Origin of the sequence: Chryseobacterium sp. Chry.R1 (assembly GCF_039645525.1) — a bacterium.
GTDB classification, from domain to species: domain Bacteria; phylum Bacteroidota; class Bacteroidia; order Flavobacteriales; family Weeksellaceae; genus Chryseobacterium; species Chryseobacterium proteolyticum.
This window is the reverse complement of record NZ_CP151793.1, coordinates 1,695,375-1,713,297: the sequence shown is the minus strand read 5'-3', so window position 1 is coordinate 1,713,297 and position 17,923 is coordinate 1,695,375. Positions and strand designations below refer to the sequence as shown.

The following is a 17,923-nucleotide window of genomic DNA, read 5'->3' as shown; positions in this document are numbered from 1 at the left end:
AAAGAAAATGCCTCCCATGACAAAAGACACAAAGTTTGGGTTAGCGCTTAGCGGAGGTGGTGCCAAGGGCTTTGCGCATCTGGGAATTTTAAAAACAATAGATTCACTAGGGATTAAAATAGATTATATTACCGGAACCAGTATGGGTGGAATCCTCGGCGGATTATATGCTATGGGATATAATGGTGAAGAATTGAAAAAAATGGTGTACGGCATGAACTGGAAAAGGATCCTGAGTAACAAAATCCCCTACAACAAGGTCAATATCAGCGAAAAAGATGAGTACAATAAATATATTCTTGAATTTCCGGTGAACGATGGCCGGCCTTCCCTACCGGGATCCTTTATAGAAGGGCAATATATGGGTGAAGTTCTCAATACATTAACGTTTCCTGCAAAACATATCAACGACTTTAGTAAACTTCCTATTCCTGTTCAACTTACTTCATCCGATATTGTGAATGGTGGATTGGTTATGCAGAAAAAAGGTTCTCTTGCACTGGCGATTCGTTCTACCTTAGCCATACCTGCCGCTTTCGCACCGGTCTATATTGATGGAAAACTTCTTGTAGATGGTGGCCTCGACCGTAATTTTCCGGTAAAGGAAGTAAAAGATATGGGAGCTGATTATATTATCGGAGGCTATACGGGATTCAGGCTTTTCACAAAAGATGAGATCAAAAATCCGATGAAAATGATCTATCAGACACATGCATTCCATTCCGTACAGGATTTTAATGAACAAAAGAAGATGTCGGATATCATGGTGGATTTTGTAACTCCGCTTAATGATTACACCACTAAAGACTTCAGAAAATACAAGGAAATCATAAAAATAGGAGAAGCAGAAGCTAAAAGACACCTTCCTGAATTTATAGCTTTGGCCAATGAGCAACGCAGACTGGGAATTACTTATGAGCACAAACTTGTTGAAGAGATTAAAAAACCGACCATACAGTTCACTTATAGTGAAGATAATGGCACACCGATCACTAATCCGTCCGAGATTGAAACTATTAAAAACCTGATGGGATTAAAGGAGGGTGTATATTACGATGCCAAAACAGTAAATGCTGCTATCGACAAGGTTTTTGGAATTCGACAGTATGACAGGGTGTATTATACTTATACAGATTCGGAAAACGGTTTAATTATGAACATTTTCGTAAAGAGATCCACACCAAGCATGCTTAAATTAGCCCTGCACTATGATAATGAACAATCCGTAGGGATCATCCTGAATTATACCTACCGGGATTATGCAGAAGCAAAATTCAGGGCCATAGCAACTGTAGATATTTCGGAACGTTTCAAGGCCCGTTTGCAGTTCCAGAAATTTCTGGATACGGATTACCGCTGGTGGTTAAGTACAGAAGGAAATATTTCTTTTCTTAAAAGTAACGACCTCCTGTTGAGATTCTCAGAAAACAATGATGTTGAAAACAATTTATTTTTCCCCAACTATATTTACAGAAGCATTAAAGCAAATACAGCGGTCAATTATTCGATTCATCCGAATACGATGGCTTCATTCGGCTTAGAGTTCAACGCTGAAAAATTAAACCGGTCTGTAGACAGGATTAGCCAGACCTTTACAGACTTGTACAGCAAAAAGGTATATTATCATACCAATCTTGACCTGTATTTTAAATTCAATCAAAATAACTTCAATACCAGATATTATCCTACTTCAGGAAACAATTTTCAATTTATTACGAAGTATTATTTTGGAGATCAATACAACCTTTATGATCTGAAAGAAATACAACCTACACTCTATGAATACTTAAATCCCGGGGCTGAAGGATATTATAAACCCAAGAATCTGATCACATTAGCGCTCAATGAAAATTATATTATTCCAATCAATAAAAAGGTATCTGTTAAGGCAAATGCTTTTTTAGGAACAAACTTCTCTCCTCAAACTCTTGGATCTTCAGAGGGTATCCCTTATCTTTTTCTCAATCAGAAATTCAATCTGGGAGGAAGTGAATATAATTTTGACGGAATGAATCCTGAATTTAACGGGTTCAGGCAAAAAGAAGTTCCTATAAATTCAGTTGCCAAGCTAGGACTTGAGGTTCAGTACCGGATTTATCACAGGATTTTCCTCACACCCTCTTTTCACTATGCTGCAATAAGTGACGAGCTATCCCCTTTCAAGAGCAATTCCAAACTTATTGGTTATGGACTTAATCTGGGATATGAATCAATTTTAGGTCCCATTAACGTAAATATATCCAGAAACGATGCACTTAATTTCTGGCGGGCTTATTTTAGTATCGGATTTAAATTCTGATTTGTATCCACAAAATAATAATGGACGATGAAATTAAAGAAATAGGCTATTGTGAAATATTCAATATCATCTTTTTCGAATCCTTCAAGGTCTTTATAAAAGCATTAAATTATTTCCCACACTATTGATATTTTTGTTTATTTTTAATATGAATATATTAAAACCACTAACAATTATATTATGAAAAAACTACTATTAGCTATTATTTTAGGCTCTTCATGCAGCCAGTTTTACGCTCAAAAAACTGAATTAATAGAATGCGGTACCGACGAATTAATGCGAAAACATTATGAACGGCATCCCGAAGAAAAGGCTCGGGATGATGCTTTTAACTTAGAGTTATCCAAACTGATTAAAAGTGGAAAACTAGCATCTACCCTTAATAAGAATCAGGTATATGAAATTCCCGTTGTTGTCCATGTTGTAGGGGACGGAAGCGCGGTCGGAACAGTAAACAACAAGTCGGATGCCGACATTATTGCATGGGTTAATTATACTAACGGAGTATTTTCCGGAAGTTCTTCAAGCGGCATGTCATCATCCAGTGCCATACTCCCTGTAAAATTTGTTTTTGCGAAAATCAGTCCCACCTGTACAGCGACCAACGGGATCAACAGGATCAATGCTTCCCATCTTCCAAAATATGTAAGCGGTGGTGTAAACAATGACAATACGACCAATGCTGTAACGGCATCCGAAATTACAGCCCTGGGAATGTGGGATACCAGTAAGTATTATAATATTTATGTGGTAAAAAAGTTAGCCTCTAATTCAGGAACCCTTAATGGCTTTGCCTATTACCCGGGTGGCAGCAATGATTATGCATTTATGTCTACAAGCGCATCATCTGTAAACGCGCAAACACTGGCACATGAATTCGGACATGCGTTAGGACTCCGTCACACCCATGAAGGATTCAACGACTCTACCGGGGCCTGTCCTGCTAATACCGATTGTACATTACAAGGAGATCTGGTATGCGATACAGAACCCATGAAAAGCCTTTACCACTCTTCCGTTCCCTATACATGTCAGACCGGTCAGATCAACCCATGTACAAGCGTTACCTATGCAGGAGGTGAAAGAAATGTAATGTCTTATACTTTCTGTTTCAGAGATCTCTTTACCCCGGGACAATCCGACAGAGCTACAGCCCAGCTTTTACAGTACAGACAATCTTTAATCAATTCTCCGGTCGCAAGTAGCACTACACCTAACAACAATACATCTTTAACCACAGCTTGCACCCCAACAACAATAACGAATCCAGGAAATTACAACATAGGAATCACTTCTGTCAAATTTGGAAGCATTAATAATTATTCAACCAATTACAAGGCTGCCACTAATAATTTCTACGAAAATTTTACGGGAAATTATTGTCTGGGAATTTCCAAAACCACAATACCTTCAGGCACCTCAACGACCCTTACCATTACTCCCGGAACAAACAATCCTCATATTATAAAAGCATACATCGATTACAACAACGATGGACAATTTAATGAAACAACGGAGCTGGTTCTGAACCAAAGCAATATTGCAGCAGGTTCCACTGCAACAGCATCAGTAACTCCACCTTCAAATGCTGTAGCCAATACTCCTTTAAGAATGAGGGTAATTGGTGAATATAACGGAACAACCGTTACCGCTTGTTATACTCCTAAATACGGGCAGATAGAAGATTATTCAGTGATCATTGAACCAAGAACCCTGTCCGCTAAAAATGCAATTGAAAACAAAACCTTTATTACACAGGCAGAAAATTCAGTGTACATAAAAAGTGACCTGCAAATTACCTCGCTGGTAATCTATGATGCCTCAGGAAGAATTCTGGTGAACCAAACCAATATGAAATCTACAGAAATTACCGCTCCATTAAATGCCAAAAATGTAGTAGTAACAGTCCGGGCAACATTGGAAAACGGAAAAGTGATCACCCAAAAACTAAAATTCTAAAAACAAAAAAGAGAGCAACTTCAGCTCTCTTTTTTTTATTTCTGTTATCTATGACGATTATTATTTTGACGCCCGGTTTTCTTCTTCCATTTCTACTTCATGTCTCAGCTGTGCTTTATACAATGTGGAATAATACCCATTTTGATCAAGCAACTCCAAATGCTTTCCTTCTTCTACAATTTTACCATGTTCCATTACGATAATCTTATCCGCTTTTTCAATGGTTGAAAGCCTGTGTGCAATAATAATCGAAGTCCTGTTTTTCGTGATTTTCTCCGTAGCCCTCTGAATCAGTTTTTCACTTTCATGATCAATTGAAGAGGTAGCTTCATCCAGAATCAAAATTTTCGGATCGGACAGATAAGCTCTTAAGAAAGACAATAACTGCCTTTGCCCTAATGAGATCGACGAGCCTCTTTCACTGACTACATAATCATAACCACCCGGAAGCTGCTGAATGAATTCATCCACTTCAATTTCTCTGGCCCCTGCTTTTATTTTATCCAGGGTAATACTTTCATCTCCAAAAGAGAGATTTTCAAAGATACTTCCATGGAAAAGGAAAACATCTTGTAATACCACCCCAATATGACTTCTGAGATTATATAATTCATAATCTTTCAGCTCTACATCATCAATAAAAATCTCTCCGGAATTGATATCATACAGCCTCGTGATCAGACTGATGATCGTAGATTTACCTGCTCCTGTAGCTCCGACAATAGCAACTGTTTCTCCCGGATTCACTTTGAAATTGATTCCTTTCAGTACTTCCTGCTTTTCATCGTAAGCAAAACGAACATCCCTGAATTCAATTTTACCATTGAAGTGATCTTTTTTTACTGTTCCGTGATTAGGCATCGCATAATCCTCATCCATTAATCCCAGTACCCTTTCTGCACCTACAATTCCACGCTGGATATTATTAAATCGGTCTGCGATCTGGCGTAAAGGTCTGATCAGCATTGAAATATACTGGATAAAAGCAATAACAACCCCCGCACTAATGGTAATATATCCTCCATAGAAAAGGATAAACCCAATAAATAGGGACGAAATAAGTTCTACTACAGGAAAAAATAATGAAAAGATAAAAACGGTTTTCAGCAATGCAGCCTTCAGGGTAATATTGATATCATCAAACTTTTTAAATTCAGCTTCCTGTCTGTTGAACACCTGTATAATTGGCATTCCGGCTAATCTTTCCTGAACAAAGGAATTCTGATTCGCCGTCCAGGTTCTTTCATCTCCAAATGCTTTTTTTAGCCTCTTTTGAAAAAAACGGGTAATAACCACCATCAAAGGAAGTATAGCCAGTGTAATATAGCTCAGATGAACATTAGTACTGAACATCATCACTAATACAAAGACGATTCTCAAAATATCCCCGAAAACCATAAGGAATCCGTCCGTATAAACTGTAGCAATGGTTTCCACATCCCCAACGGCACGTGTTACCAGTTGTCCTATAGGTGTTTTATCAAAAAATGATGTCCTGAAATAAATAAGTTTAGAATACAACCTCTCTCTGATATCCCTGATTACATTCTGAGAAATATAATTGGAGAAATAGACCAGGAAAAAGTTTAAAACAGTTTCTGCAACAACCAATCCTACCAAAATGTAGATATGCTTCATCATCAGAGCTTTATCCTGCAGCCTGGTGATATCATTATCTACAACTTCCATGGTAAGGTAAGGTCTGTAAGTAGAAACGATGGATAGTAAAACGGAAATGATTAAAGTAAGGATAAACCAGGACCGGAATTTCATTCCGATAAAGAAAAGCCTTTTAATAATTCCCCAGGTATCTTGTTTTTTCATTGTACAAATTGAAAGAAAGAATTAAATAAATTCCATGCAAAAATAACACTTTATAATTTGAAAGCGGGAACAACTTATCCAAATACCAATAGAAAATAACGGATATCAATTATTTAAAATATGAATATCCTATTGTTATGCATTTTCCTTACTCCCTATCTCCTCAATTTCCAGGCTTGGTTTATGGATGGTTTCTTTTGTAAACTTTTTTTCAAGAAACTGGTAAATTCCCCACACAACAACTATTGCACATAGCCAGCTTATTACATTCACAAGGCTATATCCGGTATAATCGTTATCCTGTAAAGAACCTGGGTTAGTAAGTGCGATATAGAAACCATAGCAAAATAAAAACGCAACCTGAAACCCCAGATAGATCCCTATACCCAACAGTCCAAAATGCCATTTGGTTTTCCCAAATCTTTCTGCCAGTGCAGCATAGTATCTGTACGCTCCAATCAGGATAAAAATAGACATCATAATGATTATAGTTTTTTGTTTTTTTTAAAATTCGTAGCCTACATCTACGAGAAATAATCCTTGTGCCGGAGCAGAAGTGCCGGCCGAATTACGGTTTTTATTTTCAATAACTTTTCTCAGATCTTCGGGCTTCATTTTTCCTGCACCGATTTCCACCATTGTTCCCACGATTGCCCGTACCATATTCCTGAGAAAACGGTTGGCAGAAACGGTAAATTTAAGTTCGCTTCCTTCCTGTTCCCACTCTGCTTTGTAAATGTGGCAGATATTGGTCTTATTATCTGTTTTCAATTTGGCAAAACTCGTAAAATCCTCATACTCGAATAAAATTTTACAGGCTTCATTCATTGCATCGATGCTCAAAGGTCTTTTCCAATGTTGCCATGCAGATTCCAGTGTAAATGGATTTTTTTCTAAAGAAATATAATATTCGTATGTTCTGTAGGTGGCATCAAACCGGGCATGAAAATCATCTTTTACAGGAAAAATCTTTTTAACAGCAATATCAGGCGGAAGAAAGCTGTTCAGCCTGTGACTGAGCTGATCATTAAAAGCCACCTGGGTATCAAAGTGGGCGAATATTTTTTTTGCATGAACACCGGTGTCCGTCCTTCCGGCTCCTGTAATTTTAATCTCTTCCCGTAAAATAGTGGATAGTGCTTTTTCCAATTCTTCCTGTACAGAATTGGCGTCCGGCTGGATCTGATAACCGAAATAATTTTTACCGTTGTAAGAAAACTCTATAAAGTACCTCAATGTAGTATAATAACTCCACAAAAATACTTTAATTTTATGAAATATTTGTTGAAAAGTCATTGAGAATATTCAGCCAAATCCTCTTAAAAATTACTATTTTTGCAATCGTATGAAAAGATGGTACCTTTATCCCTTCTCTGTAGGTTATCATTTGGTAACGGGTATCCGAAACACAATGTATGATCTGGGGATCTTTAAATCTACGAAATTCAAAACGCCGATCATCAATGTCGGCAATTTGTCCGTTGGCGGAAGTGGAAAATCGCCAATGGTGATGTACCTTGCTCAGTTTTTATCCAAACATTACAGAACCGGTGTCCTTTCCCGAGGTTATGGAAGACTTACAAAAGGTTATGAGGTGACCAATTATGACAGCAACTACAAAATGGTAGGTGATGAAGCGATGCAGCTTTTTGAACGTTTTAAGAACCGTTTCGTTATTGCCGTTTCTGAGGAAAGAGTGCCTGGAGCCAAAAAAGTCATTGGTGACATGGACCTGGATGTTCTGGTACTGGACGATGCTTTTCAGCATAGAGCGATCAAAGCAGGATTTAATATTCTGATGACGGATTTTAATGACCCGTATTTTAAGGACCATCTTCTTCCGGCAGGAGATCTCAGGGAATCAAGAGCCGGGGTAAAAAGAGCTGATCTTATTATGGTCAGCAAATGTCCTGATGAACTGACGGAGGAGACCAAACAGTATTATATTTCCAGAATAAGACCTGAGCGTCATCAGAAAGTATTCTTTTCATCTATCGGATATGACGAAAATGTATACGGAAGAGAAAAAATGCTTCCTGACAACAACCTGAATTATTATGACATTCTTTTAATTACAGGGATTGCCAATCCAAAACCATTGCTGGAACATCTGGCAAAATTTTCACATAGAGTAAAACACCTTAAATTCAGGGATCATCATAATTTTTCCGATGACGACATCAAAAAAATAATTGCTGAATATAAGAAACTGGGCGAATATAAATTGATCTTAACAACCGAGAAAGATTATGTTCGTTTAAAAACCTTTGACTATCTTAGAGATATTGTTTATTACTGGCCTATCAATGTAATCATTGACAAAAAGGAAGAGTTTAATCAAATCATCTCGGATTATGTTAGGAAAAATTAAAGAAACCGCAGCCTTCATCAAAAACATCATTCAGGATACACCTGATTTTGCAATCGTATTAGGATCCGGCCTGGGAAAACTGAAAGATGAAGTTCAGCCAATACACATATTGGAATACAAAGACATTCCTAACTTTCCTCAAACAACAGTGGCTGGTCATGGAGGTCAGCTGATATATGGTATTTTAGAAGGTAAAAAGGTATTGATAATGAGTGGACGCTTTCATTATTATGAGGGCCATTCTATCGAAACTGTCGTATTTCCTGTAAGGATTTTTCATCTGATCGGTATTAAAAACCTACTTCTTTCCAATGCCTGCGGAGGAGTAAATCCTGAATTCAGGGTCGCCGACATTGTTATTCTGAAAGATCACATCAATATGATGCCTGAACATCCTCTTCGTGGTAAGAATATAGAAGAACTAGGCCCGAGGTTTGTCGATATGAGCGAGCCTTATAATAAAAAAATGATCAGTATCGCAGAACGCACTGCTTCAGAAAATAACATTAGAATTCACCAGGGAATCTATGTCGCATTACAGGGACCTACCTTTGAAACACCCGCAGAATATGGAATGATAAAAGCTATAGGTGGTGATATGGTAGGAATGAGTACTGTTCCGGAAGTTATTGTTGCCCGTCATATGGATATGGATGTTTTTTGTATTTCAGTTATTACGGATCTTGGCGGACCCGATATTGCATTAGCCGTTTCTCACGAAGAAGTTCTTAATGCAGCCAATAAAGCAATGCCCAACGTAATCACGGTAGTAAAAGGTCTGGTTAAAAATTATCAGTAGTTCTTTTTTATCGAATTTTTCGATTTCTTAAATTTTTGCCAATTAATCCAAAAAGCAATTCATAACTTCGTTTCATTGTTTAGATTTGTAAAAAATGAAATTGAAAATGAAAAAGCTATTCATATTTTTTATGCTTGGAACATTTGGGACATTTTATTCTCAGGAAGTTCCTAAAGTACATAAAACCAGTTTTTCCAAAGAAGCTTTACAACAAAAGCTTGAAAATGAAGAGGGAAAGAGCATTACTATGCAGGAAATTCTTAACCAGCACAAAGGAAAAGTGGTGGTTATTGATTTTTGGGCCGGTTGGTGCAGAGATTGCCTGAAGGCACTTCCAAAAGCACAGGAACTCGAAAAAAATAACCCGAACATAGACTTTGTATTTCTTTCTCTGGAAAGATCGAAAGAAGGTTTCGATAAAAGCCTTGAAAGATTTGATATGAAAGACAAAGATAATTATTGGTTTGCATCAGGATGGAAAAATGACTTTAATAATTATATTGACCTCAACTGGATTCCGAGATACATGGTGATCGACCAGAAATCAGCTATTGCAAAATACTACGCCATCTCACCGGAAGATCCTGAAATACAAGCCACCATCAATAAACTTTTACAATAATATGGTAACTTTAAGAGAAGCAACAAAAGAAGACCTGAAAACTCTTCTTGAATTCGAACAAGGTGTAGTTACTGCAGAAAGGCCCTATAATCCAACCCTTATTAACGGTAACATTCATTATTATGATTTAGTTTCTTTGATCGAGTCTGAAGATGCTACCCTTATTGTAGCGGAAAAGGATCATGAAATCGTTGCGTCGGGATATGCGATGATTAAAAAAGCGGAAAAGGATTATTTTAATTTCAAAGAGTATTCATATCTGGGGTTTATGTATGTAAAACCGGAACACAGGGGACAGGGAATCAATCAATCCGTTATAGATAGACTCATAAAGTGGTCAGAAGAAAGGGGAATGAAAGAAATAAGATTAGATGTTTATGATCAGAATGAATCTGCTGTAAAAGCTTATGAAAAAGTAGGATTTGAACCTGTGCTCCTTACCATGAGATTGAAAAAATGATATTAATTTATTGAAATACAGAAATAAATGAATCCATATCTTTGTGATATGGATTTTTCTTTTCCCATTCGCAAGATTATACATGTAGATATGGATGCATTTTATGCTTCTGTGGAGCAGCATGATAATCCTGCACTTAGGGGAAAACCAATTGCCGTGGGAGGAGAGCATCGGGGTGTAGTTTCAGCTGCCAGTTATGAAGCAAGAAAATTCGGTGTCCGTTCTGCCATGCCAAGTAAAACAGCAAAAGAAAAATGCCCGCATCTCATTTTTGTTCCTCCCCGCTTCGCCCGTTACAAAGAAATTTCCAGAAAGATAAGAGAGATCTTTCATGAGTATACCGACCTGGTAGAGCCATTGTCCCTGGATGAAGCTTATCTGGATGTGACTGAAAACAAAAAAGGAATAGAATCCGCCAATGATATTGCGAGAGAAATCCGCAAAAAAATCTTTGAACAAACAGGTCTTACTGCCTCAGCCGGTATTTCAGTTAATAAATTTTTAGCAAAGGTAGCTTCGGATATCAATAAACCGAACGGACAAAAAACCATTCACCCCGACAAAATTGAAAGTTTTCTGGAAGAACTACCCGTTGAAAAATTCTACGGGGTAGGAAAAGTTACGGCCAACAAAATGTTTACGCTGGGGATTTTCAAGGGAAAAGATTTAAAGAAAAAAACATTACAGGAATTAGTAAGCCTGTTCGGAAAATCCGGAAGCTACTATTACAATGTTGTTCGTGGAATTCATCATTCAGAAGTTAAACCTCATCGCATCCAGAAAAGTGTAGCTGTAGAAAGGACTTTTTTTGAAGATCTCTATGATGAACAGCAAATCAATGAGAAACTGGAAAGCTTAAGTGCAGAACTACATCAAAGGTTACAAAAAAATAATATTCTGGGCAGATCCCTCACTTTAAAAATAAAGTATAAAGATTTTTCACTGTTTACCAGGAGCATGACAAAAGAAGATTACTATGTTTCTGAAGAAGAGTACTACAAAACCTCCAAAAAGCTTTGGGAATTAAGACCCTTTGATAAACCTGTCAGGTTATTAGGCTTATCCCTTGCCCACCTTAATACTGAGGAAAAAAAGCAGGTTTCTGTTCAACTAAAAATACCGTTTCAGGAGTTTGGGCATTAATAATTAGAAATTTTCACTACATTGTAGTAACCAAATTCTATAATGTATGAACCCAACGATGATTCAGTTTTTCCACTGGTACTCAGACGGAAACCAAACACTCTGGAAGGAGGCTCAAAAACAATCTGCTTATTTAGCCGAACTTGGTATAACTTCAGTTTGGTTCCCACCTGCTTACAAGGGAACTAGTGGAGGTTATTCAACAGGATATGATGCTTATGACCTTTTTGACCTGGGAGAATTCGACCAGAAAGGAAGTATTCCCACAAAGTATGGAACCAAAGATGATTACTTAAAAGCAATAAAGGCTTTAAAGGAACAAAATATCCAGGTTATTGTAGATGTTGTATTAGGGCATAAAGCCGGTGGTGACGAGCTGGAAACGATGAAAGCAGTAAAAGTGGATGAAAATAACAGGGAAAAGATAATTTCAGATGTTATCGAAATACAGTCCTATACCAAGTTTACTTTTCCTGGAAGAAATAAAAAATATTCTGACTTTGAATGGAATGCAACTTGTTTCAGTGGCGTAGATTATGCCGAAGGAATGGATTCGCATATCTTCAAAATACAATCTGAATATGGAAACGACTGGGAAGAGATGATTGATGATGAAAAAGGCAATTATGATTATCTGATGTATAATGATATTGAGCATCGCAATCCATTTGTTCGTGAAGAACTCAACGCATGGGCCAAATGGTATTTTGATCAAACCGACTTTGATGGGGTAAGACTGGATGCTTTAAAACATATTTCTTTTGATTTTTATAAAGAATGGCTAACACTTATCCGTTCTAATTCAGGCAAAAATATCTTTGCCGTTGGAGAATACTGGGCACCTGGATATTTGAATTTACTCCAAAAATATATTGAAGTTACGGAAGGGTGCATGAGTTTATTTGACAGCTCTCTTCAAAATAATTTCCACAATGCTTCCAAAGAGGGAGGATCTTATGATCTGAGAAGGATTTTTGATGGCACTCTTACTCAGGCTGATCCGCTGCATTCCGTAAGTCTTGTTGATAATCATGATACCCAGCCTTTACAAGATCTTGAAGCTCCTGTAGAAGAGTGGTTCAAACCTCTTGCCTATGCTTTGATCCTCCTCAGGGAAGACGGCTATCCTTGTGTATTTTATCCCGATTTGTACGGAGCCCATTACGTAGATAAGGACCGGGAGGGAAATGATCAGGAAATTTTCCTGAATAAAGTAAATGGAATTGAAGAACTGCTGAAGGCCCGGAAAGAACATGCCTACGGAATCCAGAAAGATTATTTTGAAGATGCTAACTGCCTGGGATGGGTTCGTGAAGGAGATGACGAGCACACGGGCTGTGCTGTTGTCCTAAGTAATAAAGATGCTTACAATAAACCCATGGAAATGGGGGGAAAGTATTCGGGGCAAAGTTTCTATGATCTGCTTGGAAGATTCGAAGACAAAGTAGTTATTGATGAAAAAGGCTGGGGAAATTTCCCTGTTCCTGCTGGAAATGTAAGCGTCTGGGTTCCTGAATAGATACAATCAAATTAAATGTACATAACCGGGAAAGCATCATCCGGTTATGTACATTTGAAATGTCTTTATACTGTTAGCTTTTAGCAGTAGATATATCTGCAATTCCAGATATCACTTGCCCATTCACAGCATTGGTTGTCTTCATTTGAAGTACAGCATACTCTGTCACGGATAATTCCTCCGGCTTTTAAAGCTTTAAGTTCCTGCCGCTCTATTTTTCTTATACGGCCTGCTGGTAAATTAGTTTTTTTCATTTTGTAAAATATTTGATTAAGTTTAGTCACTAAAACAAGTATATGGACATGGATCAGAAGTTACATACGAGTAAGTTCCGCAGTAACAGGTATGCGTTGGACCTGTCGGCCCTCCCCCTGTTCCACCTCCGGTACTTCCGCCACCGGAAGGGTTATAAGGAACACACTTCCCATTCTCACATATATAACCCGGGTTGCATCCTCCTTCTCCCGGACCCGTATCCGAAACACAATAAGCAGGTTCCCCAGGAGATCCAGCCAGTAAGTTTTTGAGTACTTCCCGGCTCAATTCATTCCATTGAAATTTTGTTTTCATAATTGCTTGGTTTTATATGGTTAAAAGATTTTAGTCTTTAATTGTCTCTCTCACCGCCTTACCGTTTCAGCATTTATTTTATTAATAATTTGTGAAAATATTTTCCATAATTATTACATTCCAGGGATTAATAACTCAAATATAACAAAATAACACACAATATTGAATAAAAAATACCAAATACTGGATTTCACATATGAAAACACAAAACCAAAGCAATAAAAATAAGTGGTAACAAGGAATGAAGTAGCCATACCCCCGCCTTACATAATTTTCACATAGATAAAAAAAATTGAGCACCTAAATGATAAAAATATTTAGTGATACGAAGGTCGGAACCAAACTACATTTTTCTCAATTCCAAAATATCGGGTTTCAATGATTCTCCGGATATCCTTCCAGTTCTTGAAAACTCTGCCCACACAGCTCTTAATTTTCTTCCATTATGATGGATATACTCCCAGGGAATGTTTTTTATAAGCCCTGCAGACTGCCATGCTTCTTCATTTCCAAAAAGCAAAGGAAGATCAATACTGTGCGCAGCTCCTATTTCATTATCCGTAATTCTGGAATAGATCCTGAACAAATAAACATTACCTCCGGCTTTAGCATAATTTTCAGCAAAAAGTTCTGCAGGTTTCCCATAGATTTTTTCTGTAGTCAGCTGAACTGTTTTATTAATGATCTTCTGACCAAAACCTTTACCAAAATAAGTATTGAGTGCTTCGGAAGTTTTTAGATAGAATGCAGTTTCATCATTATTGAGTCCAATTAAAACATCAATTTTTCCAGCACTCGCTTTCCATCTTTCCTCTGACTCATCTTCATTGCATAAAGGAGGAAATCCATATTGAATACCAAAAGGCATCACTGCTTTTAATCCGTATTTAATAACAGAAGGAATCCTTTTTTTGTATTCTTCCATCATCTTTAAGACATCGGTTTCATGTTTTATTGAATCCGTATTTTTCAGAAATTCGGCTGACATTTTTTGTCTTTTGTGGCGAAGACCTAACGGTGCACTTTGAATGATCACCCTTTTGAAAAGGCCTTCAACGCCTTCTGAAATCATCAGATGGGCGATCGCATCTCCGCCGGATGATTGCCCCAGAAGTGTAATATTTTCAGGATCTCCTCCAAAGCTTTCTATATTCGTTTGAATCCATTTTAATGCTTCAATAATATCAAATAACCCAAGATTAGCAGGCCTTTCTTCATCGCCTCCTAAAAAACCGAACAACCCCAGGCGATAGGAAACCGACACTACAATGATATCTTGTTCCTTGACCCAATTGCTCGCATCTGATGTGGAAAGATCCCCACACCCTATTTCATGAGAGCCTCCATGTATCCAAACAATCACAGGCAAACTGGTATGCTCATTATCGGGACGAATAACAGAAAGAAATTGAGTGGATTCTTCAATCTCAAAACCATTAAGATCCGTGGGGCCAATCATTTTTTCAATTAAAGGGCTTATACTTTGTGGACAGACCGGTGTTTTATCCGGAAAAAGAAGTTCCGAGGATGACGGCTGTACAGGAATAGGTTTTTGAAATCTTACAGACCTGGCATAGCGAATACTTTTGGCTTTGATAACACCATTTTCTTTTAAAGCAATAATTTTCGCGAACGGGGTTTGAAAAATATGAGTACCGATATTCTGCTGTGATTTCATTATCCGGAAATTTCTTCCTTTAAAAATAATTCACTTTTCTGAAAAACCCGAATCTATTTGAAAGAAATTACCTATCCTGATGATTCGTTTAAACGCAAGTGATAGAAATCTATAAATAAACTTCGACGATAATTCAATCAATTTAAAGTTTTGTATTCACTTGGTGATACTCCGACTTTTGCCTTAAACAACCTTGTAAAATGCTGGGGATACTTAAAACCCAGGTCATAAGAAATCTGGCTGATTGATTTCGATGGATTATAAATTTCCTCTTTTGCAACATCAATCAGTTTATTATGGATAAATTCCTGGGCAGAAACTCCTAATTCTTTTTTAATTAAATCACCAAAATAATTCGCCGAAAGATTAAGTTGTTCAGCAAAATAATTGACCATTGGAAATCCAATATTCTTTGGTTTATCGGATTTCAGGTAATCATTCAGAAGATTTTCAAACTTCCCGATAACGCCTTGATTTACATGATCACGGGTAATAAACTGGCGATCATAAAAGCGCATACAATAGTTGAGAAATAATTCGATATTGTTTACGATCAGGGATTTACTGTGTTTATCAATGGATTGCTCCAGTTCAAGCCTTATATTTTTAAAGCATTCCAGAATAATTTCTCTTTCTTTTTCGGAAAGGTGTAAAGCTTCATGAACATCATAAGAAAAGAAAGAATAATCTTTAATATTTTTCCCCAGATTAGTTCCTTTGATAAGATCGGGATGAAATATCAGAGCATATCCTCCTGGTTGCACATAGGTCCCGTCATTACTCATCCCATACACTTGCCCCGGTGCTATAAAAACCAGCGTCCCTTCCTGATAATCGTAGTTATTCTTTCCGTAATACATATCTCCACACATTACATCTTTCAGAAATACGGTATAAAAACCATAGTTCCTTCTATATTGGGAAATAGGATTGGACTTAGAGAAGTCAATAATGCTCACCAAAGGATGCAAGGTTTCATGATTCATCATTTTATTATATTCAGAAACACTGTTGATTATTTTAATATCCTGATTTTCCATAGCATCCGTTTTAAATCTTATTCAAAATTACCACTTTCTGTTTTACTTTTAATAGAGTCTGTAATATTGGTAAATGTTTCTGTAATCTGTATAAGTGCTGTTTAACGAAAAGAATCGACTTTTGCATTGTAATGATAACATTAGAAAACAAAAAGATGTTTGCCGGATAAGAAAGTCAATTGGATACTTTTTCCGAGGTATTACCGGGTACGCATCTTAAACCCTTAAAGTTATACCAGACCGAAAAGGTATGCGAAGAAATAACGACATTCTTATGCCTGAGACTGATCTTAATAACAAGGAACTTTCTATTATCCTGAAAAAGGATAGTATGGATGGATTTCTGAACCCTGAGGATATCATCAACGTTCTTCCAGGTAGTTACTAGTCCGGAAAGTAAATTTACAAATAGTACCATCAACCCGAATACTCCAAACGGTATTATTAAATATACGGATCCGGTGACTGAGAAGAATACAATTTATGAACAAAAACACTAACTTAAAATTTAAAAACAAATGAGCACATTCACAGTAAAAGCGTACGGAGCAGAGTCTACCACAGCGGACCTGAAAGAAATGAATATTGAAAGAAGGGAACCAACTCCTAATGATGTGGAGATTGAAATACTTTATTGCGGAGTTTGCCACTCTGACCTTCACACAGCAAGAAACGACTGGGGAGGAACGATCTACCCTGCAGTTCCCGGACATGAAATTATAGGGAGAATTACTAAAATCGGAAATGAAGTTACAAAATTCAAAGTCGGAGACCTTGCAGGTGTTGGATGTATTGTGGATTCATGTGGGACATGCGAGAGCTGTAAACATGATCTTGAACAATATTGTTTAAATGGTTTTACAGGAACTTATAACGGAAAAGACAAACATTTGGGAGGACATACTTTTGGTGGTTATTCACAGAAAGTGGTTGTAGATTCCGACCACGTTTTAAGAATTCCTGAAAATCTTGATCTAGCAGCAGTGGCTCCGCTTCTTTGCGCAGGAATTACAACATGGTCTCCACTAAGACATTGGAATGTAGGACCAGGATCAAAAGTTGCTGTTATCGGATTGGGAGGATTAGGACATATGGCAATTAAACTGGCTAAAGGATTAGGGGCTGAAGTAACTCTTTTCTCAAGAACTCCCGGAAAAACAGAAGATGCCAAACAATTAGGAGCTGATCATGTGGTTATTTCTACAGAGCAGGCAGAAATGGATTCTGTAAAGGGAAAATTTGATGTAATCATCGATACCGTTCCTTATGTTCATGACGTTAACCCTTATATTACAACATTAAATATCAGCGGAACATTGGTTCTTGTAGGATATCTCGGAGGCCTGGAACCTATCCTTCAAACGGTTCCAATGATCATGGGGAGAAAATCTGTAGCAGGCTCTGTAATCGGGGGAATTGCTGAGACACAGGAGATGCTTGATTTCTGCGGGAAACATAATATTGTTTCTGAAATTGAAATCATCAAAATGAACGAAATCAACGAAGCTTATGAAAGGATGTTAAAAAGCGACGTAAGATACCGCTTTGTGATTGATATGCAGACTTTATAATTCTTCGGATATTTTTTTAATAGAAAGGCCCTTCATCTGAAGGGTTTTTGTTATGTTGTATTTTTAAA

17 protein-coding genes are annotated in these 17,923 nt (G+C 37.3%); 10 read left to right on the top strand and 7 right to left on the bottom strand.

The features are described 5' to 3' along the window. Positions 1 to 16 precede the first annotated feature (16 nt). The gene (locus AAEU33_RS07945) at positions 17 to 2,299 is read left to right on the top strand and encodes a patatin-like phospholipase family protein (RefSeq protein ID WP_345991883.1); all 2,283 of its coding nucleotides are present in this window, start codon (positions 17 to 19) and stop codon (positions 2,297 to 2,299) included. 180 nt (positions 2,300 to 2,479) lie between these two features. Beyond that, positions 2,480 to 4,258, top strand: a complete 1,779-nt coding sequence (locus AAEU33_RS07940; RefSeq protein WP_345991881.1) for a GEVED domain-containing protein — start codon at positions 2,480 to 2,482, stop codon at positions 4,256 to 4,258. 60 nt (positions 4,259 to 4,318) lie between these two features. Here AAEU33_RS07940 and AAEU33_RS07935 read toward each other — a convergent pair whose 3' ends face one another. The 3 genes from AAEU33_RS07935 to truA all read right to left on the bottom strand — a co-directional run bounded on the left by AAEU33_RS07935 (position 4,319) and on the right by truA (position 7,378). Then, positions 4,319 to 6,082 carry an ABC transporter ATP-binding protein gene (locus AAEU33_RS07935; protein WP_172280604.1) on the bottom strand — a complete coding sequence of 588 codons (1,764 nt, stop codon included), beginning with the start codon at positions 6,080 to 6,082 and terminating at the stop codon, positions 4,319 to 4,321. 135 nt (positions 6,083 to 6,217) lie between these two features. Next, the gene (locus AAEU33_RS07930; protein WP_345991879.1) at positions 6,218 to 6,562 is read right to left on the bottom strand and encodes a hypothetical protein; all 345 of its coding nucleotides are present in this window, start codon (positions 6,560 to 6,562) and stop codon (positions 6,218 to 6,220) included. A 24-nt stretch (positions 6,563 to 6,586) separates the two neighbouring features. Then, positions 6,587 to 7,378 carry a tRNA pseudouridine(38-40) synthase TruA gene (truA, locus tag AAEU33_RS07925; protein ID WP_345991877.1) on the bottom strand — a complete coding sequence of 264 codons (792 nt, stop codon included), beginning with the start codon at positions 7,376 to 7,378 and terminating at the stop codon, positions 6,587 to 6,589. Positions 7,379 to 7,427: 49 nt separating this feature from the next. Between truA and lpxK the strand changes: the two genes are divergently transcribed. From lpxK to AAEU33_RS07895, 6 genes are all read left to right on the top strand, one after another. Continuing rightward, positions 7,428 to 8,453 carry a tetraacyldisaccharide 4'-kinase gene (gene lpxK, locus AAEU33_RS07920; protein WP_345991875.1) on the top strand — a complete coding sequence of 342 codons (1,026 nt, stop codon included), beginning with the start codon at positions 7,428 to 7,430 and terminating at the stop codon, positions 8,451 to 8,453. Further along, entirely contained in the window at positions 8,437 to 9,252 is an 816-nt protein-coding gene (locus AAEU33_RS07915; protein WP_172280611.1) for a purine-nucleoside phosphorylase, read from the top strand. The genes lpxK and AAEU33_RS07915 overlap by 17 nt, the downstream gene beginning before the upstream one ends. 106 nt (positions 9,253 to 9,358) lie before the next feature. After that, positions 9,359 to 9,874: a thioredoxin family protein gene (locus AAEU33_RS07910; RefSeq protein ID WP_345991873.1), complete on the top strand. Its 516-nt coding sequence runs from the start codon at positions 9,359 to 9,361 to the stop codon at positions 9,872 to 9,874. A 1-nt stretch (position 9,875) separates the two neighbouring features. Continuing rightward, complete coding sequence (locus tag AAEU33_RS07905) at positions 9,876 to 10,334, top strand: GNAT family N-acetyltransferase (RefSeq protein ID WP_345991872.1); 459 nt, start codon at positions 9,876 to 9,878, stop codon at positions 10,332 to 10,334. A 48-nt stretch (positions 10,335 to 10,382) separates the two neighbouring features. After that, positions 10,383 to 11,477, top strand: a complete 1,095-nt coding sequence (gene dinB, locus AAEU33_RS07900) for a DNA polymerase IV (RefSeq protein WP_345992756.1) — start codon at positions 10,383 to 10,385, stop codon at positions 11,475 to 11,477. A 46-nt stretch (positions 11,478 to 11,523) separates the two neighbouring features. After that, on the top strand, positions 11,524 to 12,996 hold the full coding sequence (locus tag AAEU33_RS07895) for an alpha-amylase (protein WP_345991870.1): 1,473 nt from the start codon (positions 11,524 to 11,526) through the stop codon (positions 12,994 to 12,996). 80 nt (positions 12,997 to 13,076) lie between these two features. On the opposite strand, the gene AAEU33_RS07890 is transcribed toward AAEU33_RS07895, so the two are convergent. The 4 genes from AAEU33_RS07890 to AAEU33_RS07875 form a co-directional block, all read right to left on the bottom strand. Beyond that, entirely contained in the window at positions 13,077 to 13,250 is a 174-nt protein-coding gene (locus AAEU33_RS07890) for a hypothetical protein (protein WP_172280619.1), read from the bottom strand. 22 nt (positions 13,251 to 13,272) lie between these two features. Further along, complete coding sequence (locus tag AAEU33_RS07885; RefSeq protein WP_172280621.1) at positions 13,273 to 13,566, bottom strand: hypothetical protein; 294 nt, start codon at positions 13,564 to 13,566, stop codon at positions 13,273 to 13,275. A gap of 343 nt (positions 13,567 to 13,909) precedes the next feature. Beyond that, positions 13,910 to 15,244: a carboxylesterase family protein gene (locus AAEU33_RS07880; protein ID WP_345991868.1), complete on the bottom strand. Its 1,335-nt coding sequence runs from the start codon at positions 15,242 to 15,244 to the stop codon at positions 13,910 to 13,912. A gap of 137 nt (positions 15,245 to 15,381) precedes the next feature. Beyond that, positions 15,382 to 16,284, bottom strand: a complete 903-nt coding sequence (locus AAEU33_RS07875) for a helix-turn-helix domain-containing protein (RefSeq protein ID WP_345991866.1) — start codon at positions 16,282 to 16,284, stop codon at positions 15,382 to 15,384. Positions 16,285 to 16,534: 250 nt separating this feature from the next. Here AAEU33_RS07875 and AAEU33_RS07870 point away from each other — a divergent pair, with 250 nt between their 5' ends. Then, the gene (locus AAEU33_RS07870) at positions 16,535 to 16,672 is read left to right on the top strand and encodes a hypothetical protein (RefSeq protein WP_345991865.1); all 138 of its coding nucleotides are present in this window, start codon (positions 16,535 to 16,537) and stop codon (positions 16,670 to 16,672) included. Positions 16,673 to 16,802: 130 nt separating this feature from the next. Further along, complete coding sequence (locus tag AAEU33_RS07865; protein WP_172280628.1) at positions 16,803 to 17,855, top strand: NAD(P)-dependent alcohol dehydrogenase; 1,053 nt, start codon at positions 16,803 to 16,805, stop codon at positions 17,853 to 17,855. Positions 17,856 to 17,923: the final 68 nt, after the last annotated feature.

Bases quoted from the DNA above. Each gene is read 5' to 3' on its own strand.
- AAEU33_RS07945 (WP_345991883.1), top strand. From the start codon at position 17: ATGACAAAAGACACAAAGTTTGGGTTAGCGCTTAGCGGAGGTGGTGCC.
- AAEU33_RS07940 (WP_345991881.1), top strand. From the start codon at position 2,480: ATGAAAAAACTACTATTAGCTATTATTTTAGGCTCTTCATGCAGCCAG.
- AAEU33_RS07935 (WP_172280604.1), bottom strand. From the start codon at position 6,082: ATGAAAAAACAAGATACCTGGGGAATTATTAAAAGGCTTTTCTTTATC.
- AAEU33_RS07930 (WP_345991879.1), bottom strand. From the start codon at position 6,562: ATGATGTCTATTTTTATCCTGATTGGAGCGTACAGATACTATGCTGCA.
- truA (WP_345991877.1), bottom strand. From the start codon at position 7,378: ATGACTTTTCAACAAATATTTCATAAAATTAAAGTATTTTTGTGGAGT.
- lpxK (WP_345991875.1), top strand. From the start codon at position 7,428: ATGAAAAGATGGTACCTTTATCCCTTCTCTGTAGGTTATCATTTGGTA.
- AAEU33_RS07915 (WP_172280611.1), top strand. From the start codon at position 8,437: ATGTTAGGAAAAATTAAAGAAACCGCAGCCTTCATCAAAAACATCATT.
- AAEU33_RS07910 (WP_345991873.1), top strand. From the start codon at position 9,359: ATGAAAAAGCTATTCATATTTTTTATGCTTGGAACATTTGGGACATTT.
- AAEU33_RS07905 (WP_345991872.1), top strand. From the start codon at position 9,876: ATGGTAACTTTAAGAGAAGCAACAAAAGAAGACCTGAAAACTCTTCTT.
- dinB (WP_345992756.1), top strand. From the start codon at position 10,383: ATGGATTTTTCTTTTCCCATTCGCAAGATTATACATGTAGATATGGAT.
- AAEU33_RS07895 (WP_345991870.1), top strand. From the start codon at position 11,524: ATGAACCCAACGATGATTCAGTTTTTCCACTGGTACTCAGACGGAAAC.
- AAEU33_RS07890 (WP_172280619.1), bottom strand. From the start codon at position 13,250: ATGAAAAAAACTAATTTACCAGCAGGCCGTATAAGAAAAATAGAGCGG.
- AAEU33_RS07885 (WP_172280621.1), bottom strand. From the start codon at position 13,566: ATGAAAACAAAATTTCAATGGAATGAATTGAGCCGGGAAGTACTCAAA.
- AAEU33_RS07880 (WP_345991868.1), bottom strand. From the start codon at position 15,244: ATGAAATCACAGCAGAATATCGGTACTCATATTTTTCAAACCCCGTTC.
- AAEU33_RS07875 (WP_345991866.1), bottom strand. From the start codon at position 16,284: ATGGAAAATCAGGATATTAAAATAATCAACAGTGTTTCTGAATATAAT.
- AAEU33_RS07870 (WP_345991865.1), top strand. From the start codon at position 16,535: ATGCGAAGAAATAACGACATTCTTATGCCTGAGACTGATCTTAATAAC.
- AAEU33_RS07865 (WP_172280628.1), top strand. From the start codon at position 16,803: ATGAGCACATTCACAGTAAAAGCGTACGGAGCAGAGTCTACCACAGCG.